Below are 17,240 nucleotides of genomic sequence, written 5' to 3'. Positions count from 1 at the left end.
GCAGAATCGTTCGCTTAGTTTTTCATTTTGCAAGAAGTCCCGTGAAGGAATTATAGCAAAGCGGAGTTGAAAATTATCGTTTTAGTCCGATAAGTGTCTCAAGAAGCGTATCTGAAGTGGTAATAGTTTTACCGTTTGCCTGATACCCCCTTTGGATAATGATAAGCTGCGTAAGCGAGAGTGAGAGATCAACGTTGGATGCCTCAAGCGCCGAAGCCTGCATAAACCCACGCCCCGCCGTTGCCGCCGTTCCGATGATAGGGTCTCCAGAGTTTGCCGTTTGCACGTAAACGTTACTACCCTCTGCCGCCAAACCTTCGTTATTTGTAAACTTCGCCATACCGATTTGCGCCAAACCAAAAGAGCGACCGTTACTAAATGAACCAACTAAAGTACCGCTTTGGTCAATCCTGATACCGACCAAATCCCCGCCTGTAAATCCATTTTGGCTGATACCTGATGTAGAAGACTTGCTATCGAAACTTGTCATTCCATCAAACTGGTTTGCAGTTCCAAGCTCAAGCGCAACTTGCTGATTTGGAGCTGAACCGTTGTTTGCCGTAAAAGAGATATTTGGCGGATTGTAGGTTGCAAGAGAACCATCATTGTTGAAACGTACAAATCCATCTTTCTCGTTGTATGGCAAGACAGTATCTATAACCGCTGGCTCAGGTACGCTTATGCGCATACTCCAAGTACTTCCCGTAGAGGCATCAACTGCAGTTTTTCTATACTCTGTTCTAAGAGTATGTTTTGAACCTAAAGAGTCAAAGATATCGATACTTGCAGAGTGTGTTGCAGCATTAAAACTTTGTGAAAAAGCTGTTCCCGTGCTTCCTGCTTGAAGTGTAGCATTGAGCGCTTCCATACTTCTAGTGAAGCGTTCATTTTCTGTAATGCCCCCACCAAGGATACTGTTTGCATTCATACCTGTAATAGCAAGATTGATATCATAATCCCCCGGTGAACCACCTGGATTTTTGAGCTCAAACTTTCCTTGCTCATTTACAGAGAGTTCGATATTGTTAAGAATAATATCATCTGTTGCGGCAAGTATATTTTCTGTTAAAGAAGTTGCAACCGTTATATCACCATTTGTTGCTGTAACCGCAAAATCCAAATCATTCGTTAGATTATAATTTTGTATAATCAATTCATTACTATCGGTATCATACACTGCAACTACATCTGTTCTGCCAGAGTTTGCATTAATGTAAGATGCATAGTAGGCTCCGTTTTCATCAGCATCTAAAGCGACTGCAAGTCCACTGTTGGTATCAGGGATAGTCATAGGAACACCATCTATTTCGATTGTAATTTCATTAGAATTACCAATGTTTGATGGAGCCACTGCCGCAGGCGTTGTTGTTGTCGGAGTGATTACTATCGTTGTACGCGCCTGTTGCTCCATAGCATAACGCAAATCTGCAATTGTTGAAAATGTTTTATCTGAATTTACCGCTGCACTTGCACCTGCGGGATCATACTGGTATCTGTATGCCGTGGTATCTGTCGCTGCCACAAATCCACTGTTATCATTGCCACCAACGGCTGTAAGACGGATATTGTGTGATGAGAGTTCATTGCTATTTGAGTTGATAAGCGTGATTTTTTTTGCAACAGTGTCATAAGTTGCCAAAATTCCTGTCGTCGGTGTTTGTGCATTGATAGCAGAGACATAACGCACAGCATTTTGCGATTCACTCTCTCGTCCTGTTCCGCCGGTTGTGGTAATGGTTTTTACATCACCGTTGTCGAGCGTAAAAGTAAGAGCAAGTTGATTGCCTCCTATAACCGGTGTAGCAGTAAGTCCACTTGCACCTACTGTTGTAACCGTCATGGCTATTGGAGTCGCATTGGTATTAGTAATATAGAGTTCACCTGTCACATTGTCATATGTAGCCGCTAAACCACTTTTTCCGGCTGCATCAAGAGCGTTATTGATAGCAGCAGCGTATCTCGCACCGTTTTCATCTGCCGTATGCACATCTGCTACAACATCAGTAACTACAACATTTACACCATCAATAGTAATCTCCAATGAAGCATCTGTAAGAGCATCATCGCTTGTCACTGTTCCAATCGCATAAGTCGAAGCACCTACTTGCCCGGCAGCTACAACTTCAGAGTTTTGAAAAGATGCCCAGATACCTTGTCCTGCTTGAAGGCTAAACGCCTCCCCGCTGTCGTTGAACATAACGCCCATGCTATCAGCTTCTATAGGGTTGCCATTTGCATCAAGCGCATCTCCTTGCCCAGGGTTTGTGATGCTATTTGGCTCTCCTGCAGGCACTGAGTATGCGGGTGAAAATGTATCTACAAGCGGACCAGAGTTAAGGTTGGCTTTGATAACCACATTTTGCGTCGGTTGTGCAGGAGTCGTAAGTCCTGGAGGGATATTGATGTTTGTGATTGGTGCTGTAGAGTCAACAAACCCAGTAACTGAATCTCTGAGCCATCCTTGTACGATAAAACCGTTGTTATCGACGAAGTTTCCGCCTGCATCAAACTTGAAGTCCCCTGCACGTGTATATTTGTAAGTGTTACCACCGTCTGGAGAGACGATGAAAAAACCATCCCCTTGGATAGCTACGTCTGTGTTCTTGTCAGAGTTTTGTACAGAACCTTGCGAGAAGATACGTGTCGTGGAGCTTACCGTAGAGCCAAGTCCGACTTGAACAGGGTTTTTACCGCCAAGTTCGCCTTGTGGGGCTGTTGCGATAGCCTTTGTTTGTGCTAAAAGGTCTGAAAAGTTTGCACGAGAGTATTTAAAACCAGACGTGTTTACGTTTGCTATATTATTGGATTCGACGTCCATTGCGATTTGGTGTGCTTGAAGTCCTGACACACCTGAATAGAGTGATTTTAACATCTGTAATCCTTTTGATTAAAAGTAAGAGTAATTAGCATTTAGTGTTCCAATTTTTACGCGCTCATGTTGAGTGCTTTTTGGAGCATCTCATCTGCCGTTGTAATGGATTTTGCGTTGGCATCGTAAGACCTTTGCAAAACGATAAGCTCTGTAAGACCCGCTGCCATCTCGACATTAGAACCCTCTATGCGGAAGTTGGCAAGAGTAGTTCCTAAGATATTTTGACCGTTTGCATCTTTGTAAAAAATGGGCTTGCCACTGTTAGAAGACTCCGTAAATCTTGTGCCGCTTAAACGGTCAAGTCCTTGGTCGTTTTGAAAGTGGAAAACAGCCACGCTTCCTATGCTGCTCTGCTCACCGTTAGAGAATGTTGCGATAATCTGACCATTTTGGTTGATATCGTACCCCAAAAGGTCTCCACCCTCTTTGCCGTTAGATGAACTCGAAGCGGTAAAACTCCCATCTGAGGAGATAATACCACTATACGCACTCCCGAGATTCAGTGAAACAGCTGCCCCATTGTTGTTGATGCTTCCAAGCGTGGTTGAGAGAAGTGCACCTGTGGCATCAAAGGAGACAGAGCCAAACTGCGTGTCATAAACCTCTGCGGGAAGGTAGGTAGTCTCATTTGTTTCTGCATCAAAGACGATATCTTGATCTCTACTTTGCGCTGTTGCTTTGATATCCCACTGGCTTCCAGGAAGCACTTGCGGGTCTGCTTTGCTTAACTCTAAACGGATGCTATTTCTGTTTCCTTGCCCATCTATCGCCTCTGCGCTGATAACTTTTATGGTATCTTCCACACCGATGTTACCAAAAAAATCAACCTCAGTTGTTGGCGTGATGGGGTAGGTAAGCTCTTGAGGAAAACGAAGTTTTTGCTGTGCATTGACGTCGCCTAAAGGTATATTTGCTTGAGCTTCTGTAAGTACGCCATCTGCAATGTTGTTGCCCATAGTTCCTAAAACATAGTAGCCATCGTTGGTTACAAGGTCTCTGTTGACATCAAAAACGAAACTGCCATCTCGCGTATAGATAGGTTCGCCCTCTCCTTGGATACCAAACCAACCATCTCCCATAAGAGCCAAATCCGTGCTTCTTTGCGTCAATGCCAGTGTTCCTATGGACTCATCCATTGTGGTTGCATGGACACTTGAGCCTACACCTACGGTGCTATCGACTGAGGATACACGTGCTGTATTTTCGTAATTTTCAAAGAGAGAGCTAAACTCCGCAACATAACCACGAAAGCCATTTGTGGAGATGTTGGAGAGGTTGTCTGCAACGACATCAATGCCGTACTGATGGGTTTGGATACCGCTAATCCCTGTATAAAATCCCTGAATCATTTTAGTAAACCTCTTTTACCTCACTAAGCTCCACATACGATGAGCCAAGTTTTACATAAGTCTTGCCGCCGTCAAATTTAACCGATTCTATCGGGTAAGCGCCCATACGTGTTTTTAAGCTATCGCCGTCTGGATTTGTATATTTTGCTGAAGCATAGTAGATGCCGCTGTCAAGCGCATTGCCAGCTGTATTTGTTCCATCCCATGTAAACTGATAGACACCTTTAGGATTTGTCCCTACATCAAGTGTTTTGAGTACATTTCCATTGACATCTGTTATCTCAACAGTTCCTGTTTCTATGGCATCTGGAAAGTACATCTCAAAAGTTGTATCAGCACCCTCATCCAGAACAATCGCGTTACTGCCAACGTCTGCTGTTTTTCCGATTGCTGAGACCATACTAAACTGCTGTGATGCACCAAGCGAGAGAGCCAAATCTGAAAGCGCTTTGTTTGTGTTTTCAGTAGCCTCTAGCGTAGCAAGCTGCGATGTTTGTGTCAAAATCTTCTCGCTATCCATAGGCTCTGTTGGGTCTTGATTTTGAAGCTCCACTAAAAGAAGCGTCATAAAGTCATCTTTGCCTAAAACCGATTTATCTTCTGCTGTTGTCGAAGCAACATACTCTGCGTTTGTCGCTGCGTTTAAACCTGTTGATGTGATTGCCATAATAAAATCCTTAATTTTATTTCATAAAATGAAGGATACCCTCCATTCTTTTAAACGATGCCGGAAGTAATTCCGTCATCTTCGCTAGCCGCTATGGCACTGAAGCTTGCCTCATTCGAGGCAGATTTTGTTTATATGTATCGTGGAACGATAATCTCTAAAGAGCTTAGTATCTCTTCGTGCGTCTCTTCATTTTCAAAGTAGTTATACTCTTGATGCGCTTTTTGTCCGTTTTGTTGCTGTTGTTGTCCTGCATTTGCATTTGCATCACCGCCTTGTGAACCGCTACTAAAGTTAAATGTAGCATTATTTATTCCATTGTTGTTTAACTGCACTCTAAGCTCGTTAATGTTCATGGAGAGCGTTTGAATGGCTGTGTTGTTGGAGCTGATATTAACATGCAGATTTTTGCCTCTTTGCACTACGGTCAAATCAACCTCCCCCAAATTTTGCGGGTTGAGCTGTACTTTAACCCTTGTAAAAGGGGAGCGGTAATCATCGATAGCACTCTTAACATCATCCGAGAGATACCTAATCATCTGCTTGGCTTCATTCATCTTTACTTCAAGGCTATCGGCTTTGTGCGTTGCTATGGACTCTAGTTTTGCAGACTGATTTTCACTTTGCTGTGACGAAAAGGAGTCTCCTTGCAAAAGCTGCTCTAAGTTTTTATTCTCATTAGACGCGCTTGGAGCAACTACCTTGGCAGTGGCAACAGAAAAGTCAGCGGTAAGCGATGCATTTTCACCAGATGCTTTTTCACCGCGAAGCAAAAGAGAGAGCGTCTCATCTGCTCTCTCTTTTGGTGCTTTTTGCTCTGTTTTTTGTGTTACATTGCCAGCTTTTACCTGAACAATCTGCTCCGTTGAAGTGTGTTGAAGTGGAGTTTGTGCCTTAAAAAGAGGTGTCTCTTTAAGCTCTTTTGGTATCTCTCTTACTTTTTCATCGCTTTTTAGCTCTTTTTGTTGTGCTTGCGTGGCTACTTCACCCTGTGCGGTTGCACTCTTTTGTTTCTCATGCCCTAGCTCTTTTGGCATCTCAGATTTGAGCTCTTTTTTCTCTTGCACTGCTTCTTTTGGCATCTCAGATTTGAACTCTTTTTGCTCTTGAGTAAGTTCAGTTTTGAACTCTTGCTTCTGTGAAACTGTCTCTTTTGACGTTTCTGCTTTTGGCATCTCAGATTTAAGCTCTTTTTTCTCCAAAACAGCCTCTTTTGGCGTCTCTACTTTTTTATTTTCTGCTACAAGTGTTTGTGCGATATCTTTAGCATTAGAACGCACCTCTTCAAAGGTTATCTTACTTATGTCGATATCAAATTTTTTAGCAACCTCAACAAGCCCCTTAAGCGTTGTTGGAAGCTCTTTTATCTCGGCTTTTTTATAACCATCGCTCTCTTGGATTTTTGATTTGAGGTAGTTTTTGGCTTCATATATAAGCTCTTTTATCTCCTCTTTACTAAGCGTTGCGACCACTTTTGGGTTCAGCTCTAAAAGCTCTTCACTATTTTTAGGAGCTTTTTTCTCTTCGCTTTGCATAAGAGAGGCAAGTATCTGCGTTTTCGAAGAAGTTTTTTCTGTTTTTGCAGTTGTCTGTTCGTTAAGTGCAAGAACCAAAGAGCCGTTTTGGACTGCTTTTGCATCTTTAGTGTTACTAACACCCTTCAAAAGATCAGCAAATGAGATTAAAGGTTTTTCACTTAAAGTCGATAAATTGAGTGGTGAAGATGAAGATGGAGCCTTACTATTTTTCATATCTAGCAAAACCATGACCTCTCCTTTTTCAAAGATTTTAGAAGAAGTAGCATTTACTATTCCAATTGAGTTATAATTTTGTCTATGAAATCATTACTACTATTTTTACCGTTACTGTTATGGGCGCAAAGCCCTTTTGAGACGTTGAAAAAAGATTTGGATATGTCTGTGTATGAAACAAAAAAGAGTGAAGCCAACCTGCAAGCTTCTCAAAATGTGAAAATCAGATGCAGATTAGTGTGTGATAAGAAGGTATATAAAGAGCAGACGATAGCAGATGCTATCGAATTTTACAAAAAATCTAAAGAGTATAGATTTGGTAACGCGCCTCAATAAGGGTTAAAGCTATCCAAACATCTCAAATCATTTTGATGTTGTGCACTTACGCCATCTCGCAACTCAAGAACAAGTGTCTCAGCACTCTCTCCATCGATGGGGTAGCTTACCATATGCGAATGCAAGTCTTGCGCAAAAAACTCAGAAAACATCTTTTTAACGATTTGAGCACCATATTTGTCCGTGTAGGGAAGGACAAAAAAGTAGTCCGCTTTGTCATTTACAATCGCATCAGAATTTCTCAAAATCTCCTTAAGAGAAGCGTCGATAACAGACTGCTCCACCTTAGAAAAATCGCAATACAGAAGCGTAAAACTCTCAGCGCGATTCTCATCAAGCCTCTGCGCCAAACCTATCGTTAAATCTAACAGTTGTTTAAAGTTATCAAATCCAAAATATACTCCAGCCATGTGTTCCTCCAAGTTTAAGTTTAAATTACATAACCATATAAGGTTGCAATGCATCTCTTGATGCAAACGGCGTCGCTTCTATCTCCTCTGTTTGATCAAAAGAGATTGTATAAACCGTATCTTCTTTGGTTTTACAGTAAGTCAAGATGATTTTTGCCGCAAGCTCTTTGTCCGCCTCTGTTGCGCTTTTGCTAAGAAGCGAATGAGGTCCAGGAAGTCCCAGTGTCTTTATATGGTAGTACTTCTCATTTACAATGTTTTGAAGATGCACATTTTCATCTTTGTTTCTTCCAACAACAAGTTTTGCCCCATCGGAGAGTCTCAGATGGCGACCGTACTTCATCACTGGGATGTCTTTTACCTCAAAAGTATCATGTTTTATAAAGTCAAACATCTTTTTGGCAAAGTTCTCATCCGTCAAAAGACATCCGCCCCCTGGACTCTCAAAGTCTTTAAGACCTATCTCCTCCACAAGTTCAAGTTGTCTATCACGGCTTCTTCCCACGATGCCCTCAAGTTTTTCTCTATCCACCCAGCCATTTATCTCAGCGATTGTCGGTGCAAGTGCTTTTGCGGAGAGAGGGCGTAGCAAAAGCCCGTCACAGTTGCTCTCATTAAGCACCGTCTGCATCGCCTCTTTGTTTTGGCTCATCGGACGCTGCCCCAAAACCTCGCCGCTAATGAGAAAAGATGCGCCCTCCGCTTCCATAACTCTCTTTGCAACCGCAAACATCTTTGCATGACAATCAATGCACGGGTTGAAGTTTTTTCCATATCCATGTTTTGGGTCAAAAAGAACATCTTGCAAAAATTCGCTCTCAATGTCTATGATTTTAAGTTCCGCCCCGACTTGGTTGCATAGGTTTAGCATATGTTCATATCTATCTTTGGTACTTCCAAAGCCTGTATTGATGTTAACAGCCAAAACCTCAATGCCTTGATCTATAAGAAGTTTCAATGCTAAAGTTGAGTCTAACCCACCACTAAAGAGTGCGATTGCTTTCATCTTCTTCCTTATACTATGTATTGTTTTATTTGATAGAATTATACACTACTTATTTCTTCTTCTGTTGCCAGAGCTTTTTGATGGGCTTTGTGACGACTTGCCGCCCTCTGGCTTGCTTGAAGGTCTTTGCCCTCTCTGCCCTCTGTTGCCGCCCTGATTTATGGGTTCTGCTTTTATGCTCGGGTCCGGTTTAAAATCTTTAAGCCATACTTTTTGGATATCGTTTTTTATCAGTTTTTCTATATTTGCAAGGTACTCATGCTCATCTATACAGACAAGCGATATCGCCTCACCCTCGCTACCCGCACGTCCTGTTCGTCCGATTCTGTGAACATAATCCTCCGGTACGTTTGGAAGTTCATAGTTGATGACATGCGGGAGTTGGTCTATATCTATACCTCTGGCTGCGATATCTGTCGCAACCAAAACTCTCACCTCGCCTGCTTTAAAATCCGCCAAAGCTTTTGTTCTTGCATTTTGACTCTTGTTTCCATGGATGGCAACAGCGGTTATACCATCTTTTTCAAGCTGACCCGTGAGGCGATTTGCGCCATGTTTTGTTCTTGTAAAAACAAGCACCTGTTTCCATTTGCCCTCATTGATAAGATGTGTCAAAAGCTCACGTTTGCGCTCTCTATCAACCGGATAAACTGCCTGCTTTACACTTGCAGAAGCTCTGTTTGGGCGTGCAACTTCTATAAGAACGGGCGCATTTAATAGTTTATCGGAGAGTTTTTTTATCTCATCGGAGTATGTAGCCGAGAAAAGCAAAGTCTGCTTCTGTTTTGGTAAAATTGCCAATATTTTTTTAATATCGTTGATAAAACCCATATCAAGCATCCTGTCAGCCTCATCAAGTATGAGAAACTCGACATCTTTTAGATCTATGCTCTTTTGTGAAACGTGGTCAAGCAGTCGCCCTGGAGTTGCTATGACGATATCGACACCTTGGCGGAGCTGTGTAAGTTGTGGATTTATGCTTACACCGCCAAAGATGATAGCTGATTTGAATGAGAGATACTTTCCGTAAACCTCCACGCTCTCTCCCACTTGAGCCGCCAACTCTCGTGTAGGTGTCAATATCAACGCTCTTATACGCTGTTTTGATTTTGTCGGTTTTGTAGTGCTTAAAAGCTCAAGAAGTGGCAGAGTAAAACCTGCCGTTTTGCCTGTTCCTGTTTGCGCACCCGCTAAAACATCACGTCTGCTAAGTATAACGGGTATGGCTTGTTTTTGAATCGGCGTAGGCTCTGTGTAGCCTTGGTCTTGGATAGCTTTTAGTAAAGGAGCTGACAAACCTAGTGTTGTAAATGACATTATAATCCTGAATTTAATATTAATAGATAATAGCATACTTTACACTAATGTGAGATACAATGTCATTTAAATATCCTCTTAGGACTTCAAATGTCAACCAATCAAATAACTATCAAACATAACAAACACCGTATCCACCCTTGTCCTAACGAGAAAAAACTCGCTCTTCTTAACATGTTGCTCTCTCAAAACAGCGGTTTAAGCATAGTTGTTGCACTATCAGATAACAGCCTCCTAACAAAAGAGGCTATAACAGAGCCTAACGTTAGTCTTTTAAGTGATGAAGAGTTAGCGGGAGTGCCTGAACTAAAGTGTGAACTTCTTATCAGCTATGACTTACCGCAAAGTGCAGAACTCTACATCTCAAGACTGGCAAAAACAACAGATAGTGCGATTGCTCTGCTAGATATAAGTGAGCAAAACAACCTCTACCCCATAGAGACACTCCTTGGAAGAGTTATCAGACAAGAGATTGTTACAGGTTTTGAGTATCCTGAACAAGAGAAGATGAAGATAGCTCCAAAACCCTCTCTAAAACCAAAAAGTGATGCAAAAAGAGCAGAGCGCAAACCCTTTGACAAGCCAAAGTACGACAAAAAACCTTTCGATAAACAAAAATCGGATAGACCAAAAAGGGAAGATGATGGTTCAGAGCGCAAATCTTATGAAAAACCTAAGAGAGATGGTGAAAAGTCAGAACGCAAGCCATTTGACAAACCAAAGTACGACAAGCCAAAAAAAGAGGGTGAGACATCTGAACGCAAACCTTTTGAAAAACCAAAGTACGATAAAAAACCAAATAAATTTTTAGGCAAAGATGAGAGCGGCAAAGCAAAGTTTTCAGGTAAAAGTGGCGAGAGAAACCACCGCTACGACGGAAAGCCTAAAGAGAGTGTTGAAGCCCCAAAAAATGTCGGCAGAAAGATATCTATAAAAGCGTTAAAACCAAAAGAGCCATCAGAACCTAACTCTTAAAAGGCACTAACACACCTTTTTTGAGCTGTGTAATAACCCCACGAAGCTTGCGGATATGAAAGGCTTTTTGCTCAAAGTTCATCTCCGTTTGAGCATTTACCTTCTTGTACTCTCTCTCATAATGTTTCATCAAAAAAGCAATCAACTCCGCCTTAAGCGCTTCTTCACTTTGAAGTGCTTTAATCTGTTCATCCACTAAAATCGCCATAAGTGCAGGATGTGCTGCCTCACCTTTGAGTGCCAGAGCAAACTCTTCTGAGTGAAATTGCAAAAGTGACGGGTCTAAAACATCCAAAATCTGGTCTATAAATGCAGGATTTTCCAAAACTGTTTTGATGAGGGTAAGTTCCCACATATCTTTATGACGGCTCTTGTCGATAATGGCTTTGTTATGATTTATATTTGCCGCACCCGCAATCTTTACAAAAGAGGGGCTTAACCCCAACCGTGATGCAAGATAGGATTTGTACTCCTCTTGAAGCAGCGGCGAAAGAGTTTTTAGGTACGCCGTCGCCTCTTGCAGTGCGCTCTCTTTTGCCTTTGGGTCTAAAAGGTTGTAGAGCGCCAAAATCTCGTCCAAAACAAACTCTATGAAAGGGCGAGGTTTGCGAAACATGGCGGAGAGTTCTTCAACAGAGCCTTTTTTAACCATATCCGCAGGGTCTTGCCCATCCGAAAAGATGACAACACCACCGCTAAATCCGCCGATACTAAGAAGTCTTGAAGCTTTGAGTGCGGCCGCACGCCCTGCTTTGTCGCCATCATAAGCCATGATGATTTTTGGTTCGCCTTTGCGTAAAAGAGGGAGGTGTTCAGGGGTGAGTGCCGTCCCTAAAGTTGCAACGGCATTTGTAAAACCTGCCTGATGAAGCATGATAACATCAAGATACCCCTCTGTGATGATTATCTCTTTTATCTTGTGGATGGTTGCTTTTGCATGGTGGTAAGCGTAAAGAAGTCTTGATTTGTTAAAGTATGGCGTCTCAGGTGAGTTTATATATTTTGCCTGATGTCCCGTGATGGTTCTGCCGCCAAAACCGACTATCGTACCGTTTGGCGAATGAATCGGAAATGTGATGCGCTCTATAAATCTCGCAAAAACCCTCTTTCCCTCATACCCAACGATGCCCATCTCTATGGCTTCACTCATATTTAAAAACTGAGAGTTTATGTAGTTTATGGTAGTGTTGGAATCAGGTGCGTACCCAACCCCAAACTGCTCCAAACTACTCTCATAAATACCACGCTCTTTGATGTAGGCGAGTGCTGTTTGATTTTTGACAAGCAAAGAGTGGTACCACGCATCTATCTTTTGCATAATCCCTGAGCGAGGTTTGTTTTTTTTGATATCACTGTATGAAAGAGAGAAGTTATAAGTAGAGGCGAGTTTTTCCAAAGCTTCGGGGTAGTTTAGCTTCTCATACTCCATCACAAACCTGATACTATCGCCCCCCGCCCCACAGCCAAAACAGTGGTATATCTGCTTGGATGGACTTACCACAAAAGATGCGCTCTTCTCATCATGAAACGGGCATGGCGCTTTGTAGTTTGCACCTGATTTTTTCAGCTCAAGATAAGAGCCTACAACATCAACAATATCAAGGCGTGCTTTAAGGGCTTCAATGGAATCTTGGTTTATCATACGAGAATTATATAAGAGGGTTCGTTAAAGAGAGATTTATGCCTAAAATAGGTTAACGGTAATAAACCTATTTTAGAAGGAGAAATAAAAGTCCAGATATTAGCGGATATCTGTAGTCGGGTGATTAGGCTTGCTAATCGGTGTTTGTGTTTCTTGAGTGTCGTAGTGAACTACGTTATCAGCTTGGAGGGCACCTAACAATATTGTGACTGCTAAAATGATTGTTTTCATTTTGTTTTCCTTGGTAAGAACGCATTACGCTCTAAATTTTTAAATCGGAGAAATTTTATCCTATTTAAAAAAAAGATGCCTTGATTTGTATCAATTTTAGAAAGAAATATGCAAATTTTCTCTCCACAATCTTAAATAAAGCTATTTATGGTACAATTCGCTTCCAAATCTTAAAGAAAGTGGGTGATGTGATATGCCAGGTATCTATCTTCGCAGCGATGATAATTTTGACGCATCTTACCGCCGTTTCAAGAAGCAGACTGACCGTAACTTAATCGTTACTGAAGCTCGCGCTCGTCGTTTCCATGAAACGAAAACTGAAAAGCGTAAGAAATTCTTAATTGCGTCTCGCAAGAAAATGCTTAAACGTCTTTATATGTTAAGACGTTACGAATCACGCCTCTAAGCTTAAGTTTACACGGTTTAAAAGCCGTGTAGATGGGCTTTTGTAGCACTTTTTAAGCTTCCCTTTTCAACTTCATTTCTACTCCATTTCTACTTACTCATCAAAACTTCTACTTTTCTACCAAACAATTATTTCACCTATTTTTTAAATATGGGTAATTTTTGCATTTTACCCATGTTCATTCATTTTTCACACAAACATCTATTTCTTAGTTGTTATTTAAAAAATCAGACACAAAACCTTTCTCTTTTAGTATTTTCATAATACCTCTTAAAAGATAGTTGTTTACAAATCTTATAGTGTAGATTCTACCGCCCTCAGTAACAGGAACAACAATATTTTTCTCTTTGAGTTTACCCATGACTACTGCTTTTTTCTTAGAATCTGTTATCCCTAAAAAGCTCAACTCTTCGGACTTCATAGCCATATCATCTTTATTTATGAGGTACTCTAATATTTTAAACTCTTGGTCTGCAATCTGCTTACTCTCTCGTGCTAAAACCAGAGTAGGTAAAAGAATCTGTTTTTTTACATACTCTTTATTGAGCAGGGAATCTATCTTCTCTATCTCATTTTTTAGTCCAAGCAAAAAGTATTCACACCACGCCAAAATATCATCACTTTTTAAAGAGTCCGCACGAGAGAGCATTTCATAGTATTTGTCTCTGTCTGTGTAAAAAACAGATGATGGGTTAATGATTCTCCCATTTTTTACTTGAAACCCAAGTTTGATTAAAAAAGCATAGTTAAGTAGTCTGCCCATTCTTCCGTTTCCATTGTCAAACGGGTGTATAAACTCAAACCTATGATGTGCAACAGCGACCATTAAAAGCTGGTACTGCTCTTTGTGTGCAAAGTTTATAAAATCAATAAACTTTTCAAAGTATTCTCTGAGTAAAAAATGTTCAGGCGGAGTGTGTCCCGAACTTTTTATGCTCACATTGTGCGCTCGAAGTTCTCCTGGGTTTTTTGAACCCTCACCATTTGGTGGCGGCGTTAGATTTTTGGTTAAAATCTGATGAATCTCTGAAATAAAAGCACGGTTAAAAAGAGTATTTTCATCTGTATTTTCTTCGATAAAATCTATGGCATTTTCCAAATTCTTGATTTCATCATCACTCTCATCAGGTATATTTTTTTCTATAATTTTTTCTACATATTCTGAGAGTGTTGTATTGTTTCCTTCAATTCTTGCGCTTCCCAAAGTCTCTAAAATATGAAAAATATCTTTGAGTTGAAAAAATATGTGAGAAGGAACATCTCCGCCAAGTTGTTTGGTTCTAAGTTTTTCCAAATCTAAAATAATATTGGCTAAATCACTTCCCCAAAAAGGGTCTGGCATGACAATATTTTTCATACTACTTCCTTTTTATTTTTTTATTACTTCCCACATACACCCTTTAAAATACCATTATAACGCACTTTACAATATTGTTTATATTTTATTAGTCACATTTTTTAAATTTGCTACTTCCTCTTCATGCTTTTTTGAACTCTCTTATGGAGCTTGACCTGGAATCAAATTTTTAGGTTGACTCTTTTAGCTTACACTCTTCCATACATCTCATTGTAAAACGACAAAGCGTATCTGTCGCTCATACTCGCTATATAATCAGCGATAACTCTGTGCTTCTCTTTTGTTTCAAGTTGTTTGTAGTAAAACTTCGGCAACATTTTTGGCTCTTCCATTAAACCGCTGTAAAGTCCTTTAATCGCCTGTTTTCCAGCGAACATCTTAGTCATGATATCTTTATGCTGATAGAGCTTTGCAAAAAGAAGTTTTTTGAGTTTTTTTATCTCTGTCTCAAGTTTTGCATCAAAACCTATGGGCAATTCACTCTTGCTATCAAGAGAAGCGGCATAAATCTGGGCGTTGTCAATCTTATCTTTTGAGTACTCTATCAGTGAGTAAACAAGATGGTTGATGAGATGAGAGACAAAGCGGTAGCGAAACATCTCATCCTCTTCCTCTTTTATGCCCTCGTTTTTGACCTTTTGTAAAATCTCTACTATCAGCGCACTCTCCCGCAAATCTTCAAAACGGATAAGTCCAGAGTTAACCCCATCATCTATATCGTGCGTGATATAAGCTATCTCATCGGCACGATCCACCACCATCGCCTCGATGCTTGGATGTGTCTCAAGATGAAACTGCTCATCGATGTAAGATGGTAAAAAACTCTTTTTGTAAGGGTAAGAGTGTTTTAAAATCCCCTCAAGCGTGGCAAATGTGAGGTTAAGTCCGTCAAAACCATTGTATCTTTTCTCTAGGCGCGAAACAACACGGAAACTTTGAAAATTGTGGTCAAACCCGTTGCTGTGTCCATCTTCTCTCAAGCACTCATCAAGCGTATCGCCGCCTATGTGTCCAAACGGCGTATGTCCCAAATCATGGGCAAGTGCAATGGCTTCGGCTAAAGATTCGCTAAGCCCCAAATGTGAAGTGATGGAGCGGGCGATTTGCGAAACTTCTATGGAGTGCGTAAGGCGTGTGCGGAAAAAATCGCCCTCTTGATTTAAAAAAACCTGTGTTTTATACTCCAGTTTTCTAAAACTCCCAGAGTGGATGATTCTGTCACGATCCCTTGCGTAAGGGTTTCTAAAATCATCATCAATGGCATAAAATCTATAATCAGGCTTCATTTATGCTTTTTTCAAAAATTCGGTTTTGAGGTAGATTTTTGTTCCGTTAACTCTGCCTTCTATGTGTCCTTCGACATCTTGCGGGATTGTGATGTTACGTACGGTTGTGCCTCTCTTTGCGGTAAAACCTGCACCCTTTACCTCTAAATCTTTGAGGATAACAACGCTATCGCCTGCATTTAGAGTAACTCCGTTTGCATCTTTAACAATGATATTGCTTGGCGTGCCGGCACCAGCATCTGCCCAAGCTTTCACATCCTCTTCCATGTACATCATATCAACCAAATCTTCTCTTCCAAGACTCTTTAAAAGTCTGTAAGACATAACCAAAACGGCTGGAACTTCACTCCACATGCTCTCGTTAAGGCAGTTAAAATGTGTCTCATCCATCTTATCTGGGTTTTCTATCTGCTCCCTGCATGTTGCACAAAGGTAGATTGATTTATCTGCACTTCCATCCGATGGCGTAATCTCAAAAACACTAAGACCTTCACTACTCCCGCAAAGCTCACATTTACCGCTGCTTCTAGCAATCAACTCTTTTTCAATACTCACTATTTCTCCTCTTTTTTAAACTCTATCGCATCTTCAGGAAGTGCAGACGAGCTCTTCTTTTTATTATCAAACGCTTTTTGCGCCTCTTCTTCGTTATAGTTTCTACACTGCTCTATTTTTGCAGGGTCATCGTTTGGACCGATATTTTCACACATCCCCACATTAAACTCAAAGTAAGAACATCCGCTAAACAACAAACTTGACGCTAAAATATATTTCCACATACTACTATCCTTTTTTAATTATCAAATCTAAATATTTTGATGGTGTTTTTCGCATCATCTCTTGAGCCAGCCATCTTATCTGAAAGTACGCCGCACCGCTATCTCGAAGCGTGAAATAGTTCTTCAAACTTCTAAGATTGAACGTCACCACCATATCCACTTTAACATTGTCGCTTATGATATGTTTGAACGCATCTCCGACATTTCGCTTCTTTTTTCCGCTCTCAAGCGCATCATAAAGTGCTTCCGAGTTACCCTTAAACTCCTCTAAAAGACCAAGCGAACTCTTTGCAACGGCAATTTCATTAAAATTTGCAACCATTTGCGCTTGAAACCGTAGCTTGTCGTACATCGCTCCGATTTCGATTCTGTTGTATGCCTCATCGCATGTGACAAACATATCAAAACCAAGCACTTTTTTTACAAAAAATTCTTTGTCTTCAGTCGTTTGTGATGCTACAAAGGCATTGATAACCGAACTCATAGTATAGCGCGTACTTCTGACACTTATGGCTTGTATGCGGTGGCGTGCATGCTCTTGAAGCACACCGCGGCTTGTTCCTCGAATCAAAAAACTCAGATTTGCATGTTCCAAAATTGAGTGGTGAAAATGCGTCCAAGCCAAATCATTTAGAAGATTTGACTCTTCTATGGTGTTGATTTGCTCACACGTATCACTACTAGGCATAGCGTACTCCATAGACCTGATCGCCTCATTTTCACTGTTCTCAAACGAATCATAACAAGTTCTAGCCGCTGCTTCTGCCACACCTATGCCCGTATCTTGCATCAAGACTACTTCAGGTTTTACATACTTTATGCCATACATCTCTTCCATACAACCACCCTCACTTAT

Annotated in this window: 17 protein-coding genes; 3 read left to right on the top strand and 14 right to left on the bottom strand. The window is 41.0% G+C overall.

Annotated elements, in window-relative coordinates; genetic code table 11:
• Positions 1 to 73: 73 nt before the first annotated feature.
• From AC6H4V_RS00155 to AC6H4V_RS00140, 4 genes are all read right to left on the bottom strand, one after another.
• Entirely contained in the window at positions 74 to 2,872 is a 2,799-nt protein-coding gene (locus tag AC6H4V_RS00155) for a flagellar hook-basal body complex protein (RefSeq protein WP_497607012.1), read from the bottom strand.
• Positions 2,873 to 2,925: 53 nt separating this feature from the next.
• Positions 2,926 to 4,221 carry a flagellar hook-basal body complex protein gene (locus AC6H4V_RS00150; protein ID WP_497607011.1) on the bottom strand — a complete coding sequence of 432 codons (1,296 nt, stop codon included), beginning with the start codon at positions 4,219 to 4,221 and terminating at the stop codon, positions 2,926 to 2,928.
• A 1-nt stretch (position 4,222) separates the two neighbouring features.
• The gene (locus AC6H4V_RS00145) at positions 4,223 to 4,888 is read right to left on the bottom strand and encodes a FlgD immunoglobulin-like domain containing protein (protein ID WP_497607010.1); all 666 of its coding nucleotides are present in this window, start codon (positions 4,886 to 4,888) and stop codon (positions 4,223 to 4,225) included.
• 131 nt (positions 4,889 to 5,019) lie between these two features.
• Positions 5,020 to 6,654 (bottom strand): flagellar hook-length control protein FliK, encoded by a 1,635-nt coding sequence (locus tag AC6H4V_RS00140; RefSeq protein ID WP_497607009.1) that lies wholly within the window; start codon positions 6,652 to 6,654, stop codon positions 5,020 to 5,022.
• A 69-nt stretch (positions 6,655 to 6,723) separates the two neighbouring features.
• Between AC6H4V_RS00140 and AC6H4V_RS00135 the strand changes: the two genes are divergently transcribed.
• On the top strand, positions 6,724 to 6,975 hold the full coding sequence (locus tag AC6H4V_RS00135) for a hypothetical protein (protein WP_497607008.1): 252 nt from the start codon (positions 6,724 to 6,726) through the stop codon (positions 6,973 to 6,975).
• Here the strand turns inward: AC6H4V_RS00135 and AC6H4V_RS00130 are convergent.
• The 3 genes from AC6H4V_RS00130 to AC6H4V_RS00120 are packed head-to-tail and all read right to left on the bottom strand — an operon-like array spanning position 6,969 to position 9,708.
• Positions 6,969 to 7,385, bottom strand: coding sequence for a hypothetical protein (locus AC6H4V_RS00130; protein ID WP_497607007.1), 417 nt, complete (start codon positions 7,383 to 7,385; stop codon positions 6,969 to 6,971). The genes AC6H4V_RS00135 and AC6H4V_RS00130 overlap by 7 nt on opposite strands.
• Positions 7,386 to 7,410: 25 nt before the next feature.
• A complete protein-coding gene (locus AC6H4V_RS00125) occupies positions 7,411 to 8,391 on the bottom strand; it encodes an argininosuccinate synthase domain-containing protein (protein ID WP_497607006.1) in 981 nt (326 codons plus the stop codon).
• 45 nt (positions 8,392 to 8,436) lie between these two features.
• Positions 8,437 to 9,708 (bottom strand): DEAD/DEAH box helicase, encoded by a 1,272-nt coding sequence (locus AC6H4V_RS00120; RefSeq protein WP_497607005.1) that lies wholly within the window; start codon positions 9,706 to 9,708, stop codon positions 8,437 to 8,439.
• 90 nt (positions 9,709 to 9,798) lie between these two features.
• Here AC6H4V_RS00120 and AC6H4V_RS00115 point away from each other — a divergent pair, with 90 nt between their 5' ends.
• Positions 9,799 to 10,683, top strand: coding sequence for a hypothetical protein (locus tag AC6H4V_RS00115; protein ID WP_497607004.1), 885 nt, complete (start codon positions 9,799 to 9,801; stop codon positions 10,681 to 10,683).
• Here the strand turns inward: AC6H4V_RS00115 and dnaG are convergent.
• On the bottom strand, positions 10,673 to 12,325 hold the full coding sequence (dnaG, locus tag AC6H4V_RS00110; RefSeq protein ID WP_497607003.1) for a DNA primase: 1,653 nt from the start codon (positions 12,323 to 12,325) through the stop codon (positions 10,673 to 10,675). The genes AC6H4V_RS00115 and dnaG overlap by 11 nt on opposite strands.
• A 99-nt stretch (positions 12,326 to 12,424) precedes the next feature.
• Positions 12,425 to 12,556 carry a hypothetical protein gene (locus tag AC6H4V_RS00105; protein ID WP_497607002.1) on the bottom strand — a complete coding sequence of 44 codons (132 nt, stop codon included), beginning with the start codon at positions 12,554 to 12,556 and terminating at the stop codon, positions 12,425 to 12,427.
• A 193-nt stretch (positions 12,557 to 12,749) separates the two neighbouring features.
• On the opposite strand from AC6H4V_RS00105, the gene rpsU reads away from it, so the two are divergent.
• The gene (rpsU, locus tag AC6H4V_RS00100) at positions 12,750 to 12,962 is read left to right on the top strand and encodes a 30S ribosomal protein S21 (RefSeq protein WP_299858698.1); all 213 of its coding nucleotides are present in this window, start codon (positions 12,750 to 12,752) and stop codon (positions 12,960 to 12,962) included.
• A 208-nt stretch (positions 12,963 to 13,170) separates the two neighbouring features.
• On the opposite strand, the gene AC6H4V_RS00095 is transcribed toward rpsU, so the two are convergent.
• From AC6H4V_RS00095 to AC6H4V_RS00075, 5 genes are all read right to left on the bottom strand, one after another.
• Entirely contained in the window at positions 13,171 to 14,319 is a 1,149-nt protein-coding gene (locus AC6H4V_RS00095) for a Fic family protein (RefSeq protein WP_497607001.1), read from the bottom strand.
• A gap of 188 nt (positions 14,320 to 14,507) precedes the next feature.
• A complete protein-coding gene (locus tag AC6H4V_RS00090; protein WP_497607000.1) occupies positions 14,508 to 15,605 on the bottom strand; it encodes a deoxyguanosinetriphosphate triphosphohydrolase in 1,098 nt (365 codons plus the stop codon).
• Positions 15,606 to 16,160 (bottom strand): PhnA domain-containing protein, encoded by a 555-nt coding sequence (locus AC6H4V_RS00085; RefSeq protein WP_497606999.1) that lies wholly within the window; start codon positions 16,158 to 16,160, stop codon positions 15,606 to 15,608.
• Positions 16,160 to 16,384, bottom strand: coding sequence for a hypothetical protein (locus tag AC6H4V_RS00080; protein ID WP_428729527.1), 225 nt, complete (start codon positions 16,382 to 16,384; stop codon positions 16,160 to 16,162). Before AC6H4V_RS00080 ends, AC6H4V_RS00085 begins: the two co-directional genes overlap by 1 nt.
• Before the next feature lie 4 nt (positions 16,385 to 16,388).
• Positions 16,389 to 17,222, bottom strand: coding sequence for an FAD-dependent thymidylate synthase (locus AC6H4V_RS00075; RefSeq protein WP_497606998.1), 834 nt, complete (start codon positions 17,220 to 17,222; stop codon positions 16,389 to 16,391).
• Positions 17,223 to 17,240: the final 18 nt, after the last annotated feature.

This window comes from Sulfurimonas lacustris, from assembly GCF_059705355.1.
This window is presented reverse-complemented; position numbering and strand designations above follow the sequence as displayed.

Excerpts from the sequence above, each read along its gene's own strand:
- AC6H4V_RS00130 (WP_497607007.1), bottom strand. The coding sequence starts at position 7,385 with ATGGCTGGAGTATATTTTGGATTTGATAACTTTAAACAACTGTTAGAT.
- AC6H4V_RS00075 (WP_497606998.1), bottom strand. The coding sequence starts at position 17,222 with ATGGAAGAGATGTATGGCATAAAGTATGTAAAACCTGAAGTAGTCTTG.
- AC6H4V_RS00090 (WP_497607000.1), bottom strand. The coding sequence starts at position 15,605 with ATGAAGCCTGATTATAGATTTTATGCCATTGATGATGATTTTAGAAAC.
- dnaG (WP_497607003.1), bottom strand. The coding sequence starts at position 12,325 with ATGATAAACCAAGATTCCATTGAAGCCCTTAAAGCACGCCTTGATATT.
- AC6H4V_RS00150 (WP_497607011.1), bottom strand. The coding sequence starts at position 4,221 with ATGATTCAGGGATTTTATACAGGGATTAGCGGTATCCAAACCCATCAG.
- AC6H4V_RS00105 (WP_497607002.1), bottom strand. The coding sequence starts at position 12,556 with ATGAAAACAATCATTTTAGCAGTCACAATATTGTTAGGTGCCCTCCAA.
- AC6H4V_RS00115 (WP_497607004.1), top strand. The coding sequence starts at position 9,799 with ATGTCAACCAATCAAATAACTATCAAACATAACAAACACCGTATCCAC.
- AC6H4V_RS00120 (WP_497607005.1), bottom strand. The coding sequence starts at position 9,708 with ATGTCATTTACAACACTAGGTTTGTCAGCTCCTTTACTAAAAGCTATC.
- AC6H4V_RS00080 (WP_428729527.1), bottom strand. The coding sequence starts at position 16,384 with ATGTGGAAATATATTTTAGCGTCAAGTTTGTTGTTTAGCGGATGTTCT.
- AC6H4V_RS00155 (WP_497607012.1), bottom strand. The coding sequence starts at position 2,872 with ATGTTAAAATCACTCTATTCAGGTGTGTCAGGACTTCAAGCACACCAA.
- rpsU (WP_299858698.1), top strand. The coding sequence starts at position 12,750 with ATGCCAGGTATCTATCTTCGCAGCGATGATAATTTTGACGCATCTTAC.
- AC6H4V_RS00125 (WP_497607006.1), bottom strand. The coding sequence starts at position 8,391 with ATGAAAGCAATCGCACTCTTTAGTGGTGGGTTAGACTCAACTTTAGCA.
- AC6H4V_RS00140 (WP_497607009.1), bottom strand. The coding sequence starts at position 6,654 with ATGGTTTTGCTAGATATGAAAAATAGTAAGGCTCCATCTTCATCTTCA.
- AC6H4V_RS00135 (WP_497607008.1), top strand. The coding sequence starts at position 6,724 with ATGAAATCATTACTACTATTTTTACCGTTACTGTTATGGGCGCAAAGC.
- AC6H4V_RS00145 (WP_497607010.1), bottom strand. The coding sequence starts at position 4,888 with ATGGCAATCACATCAACAGGTTTAAACGCAGCGACAAACGCAGAGTAT.
- AC6H4V_RS00095 (WP_497607001.1), bottom strand. The coding sequence starts at position 14,319 with ATGAAAAATATTGTCATGCCAGACCCTTTTTGGGGAAGTGATTTAGCC.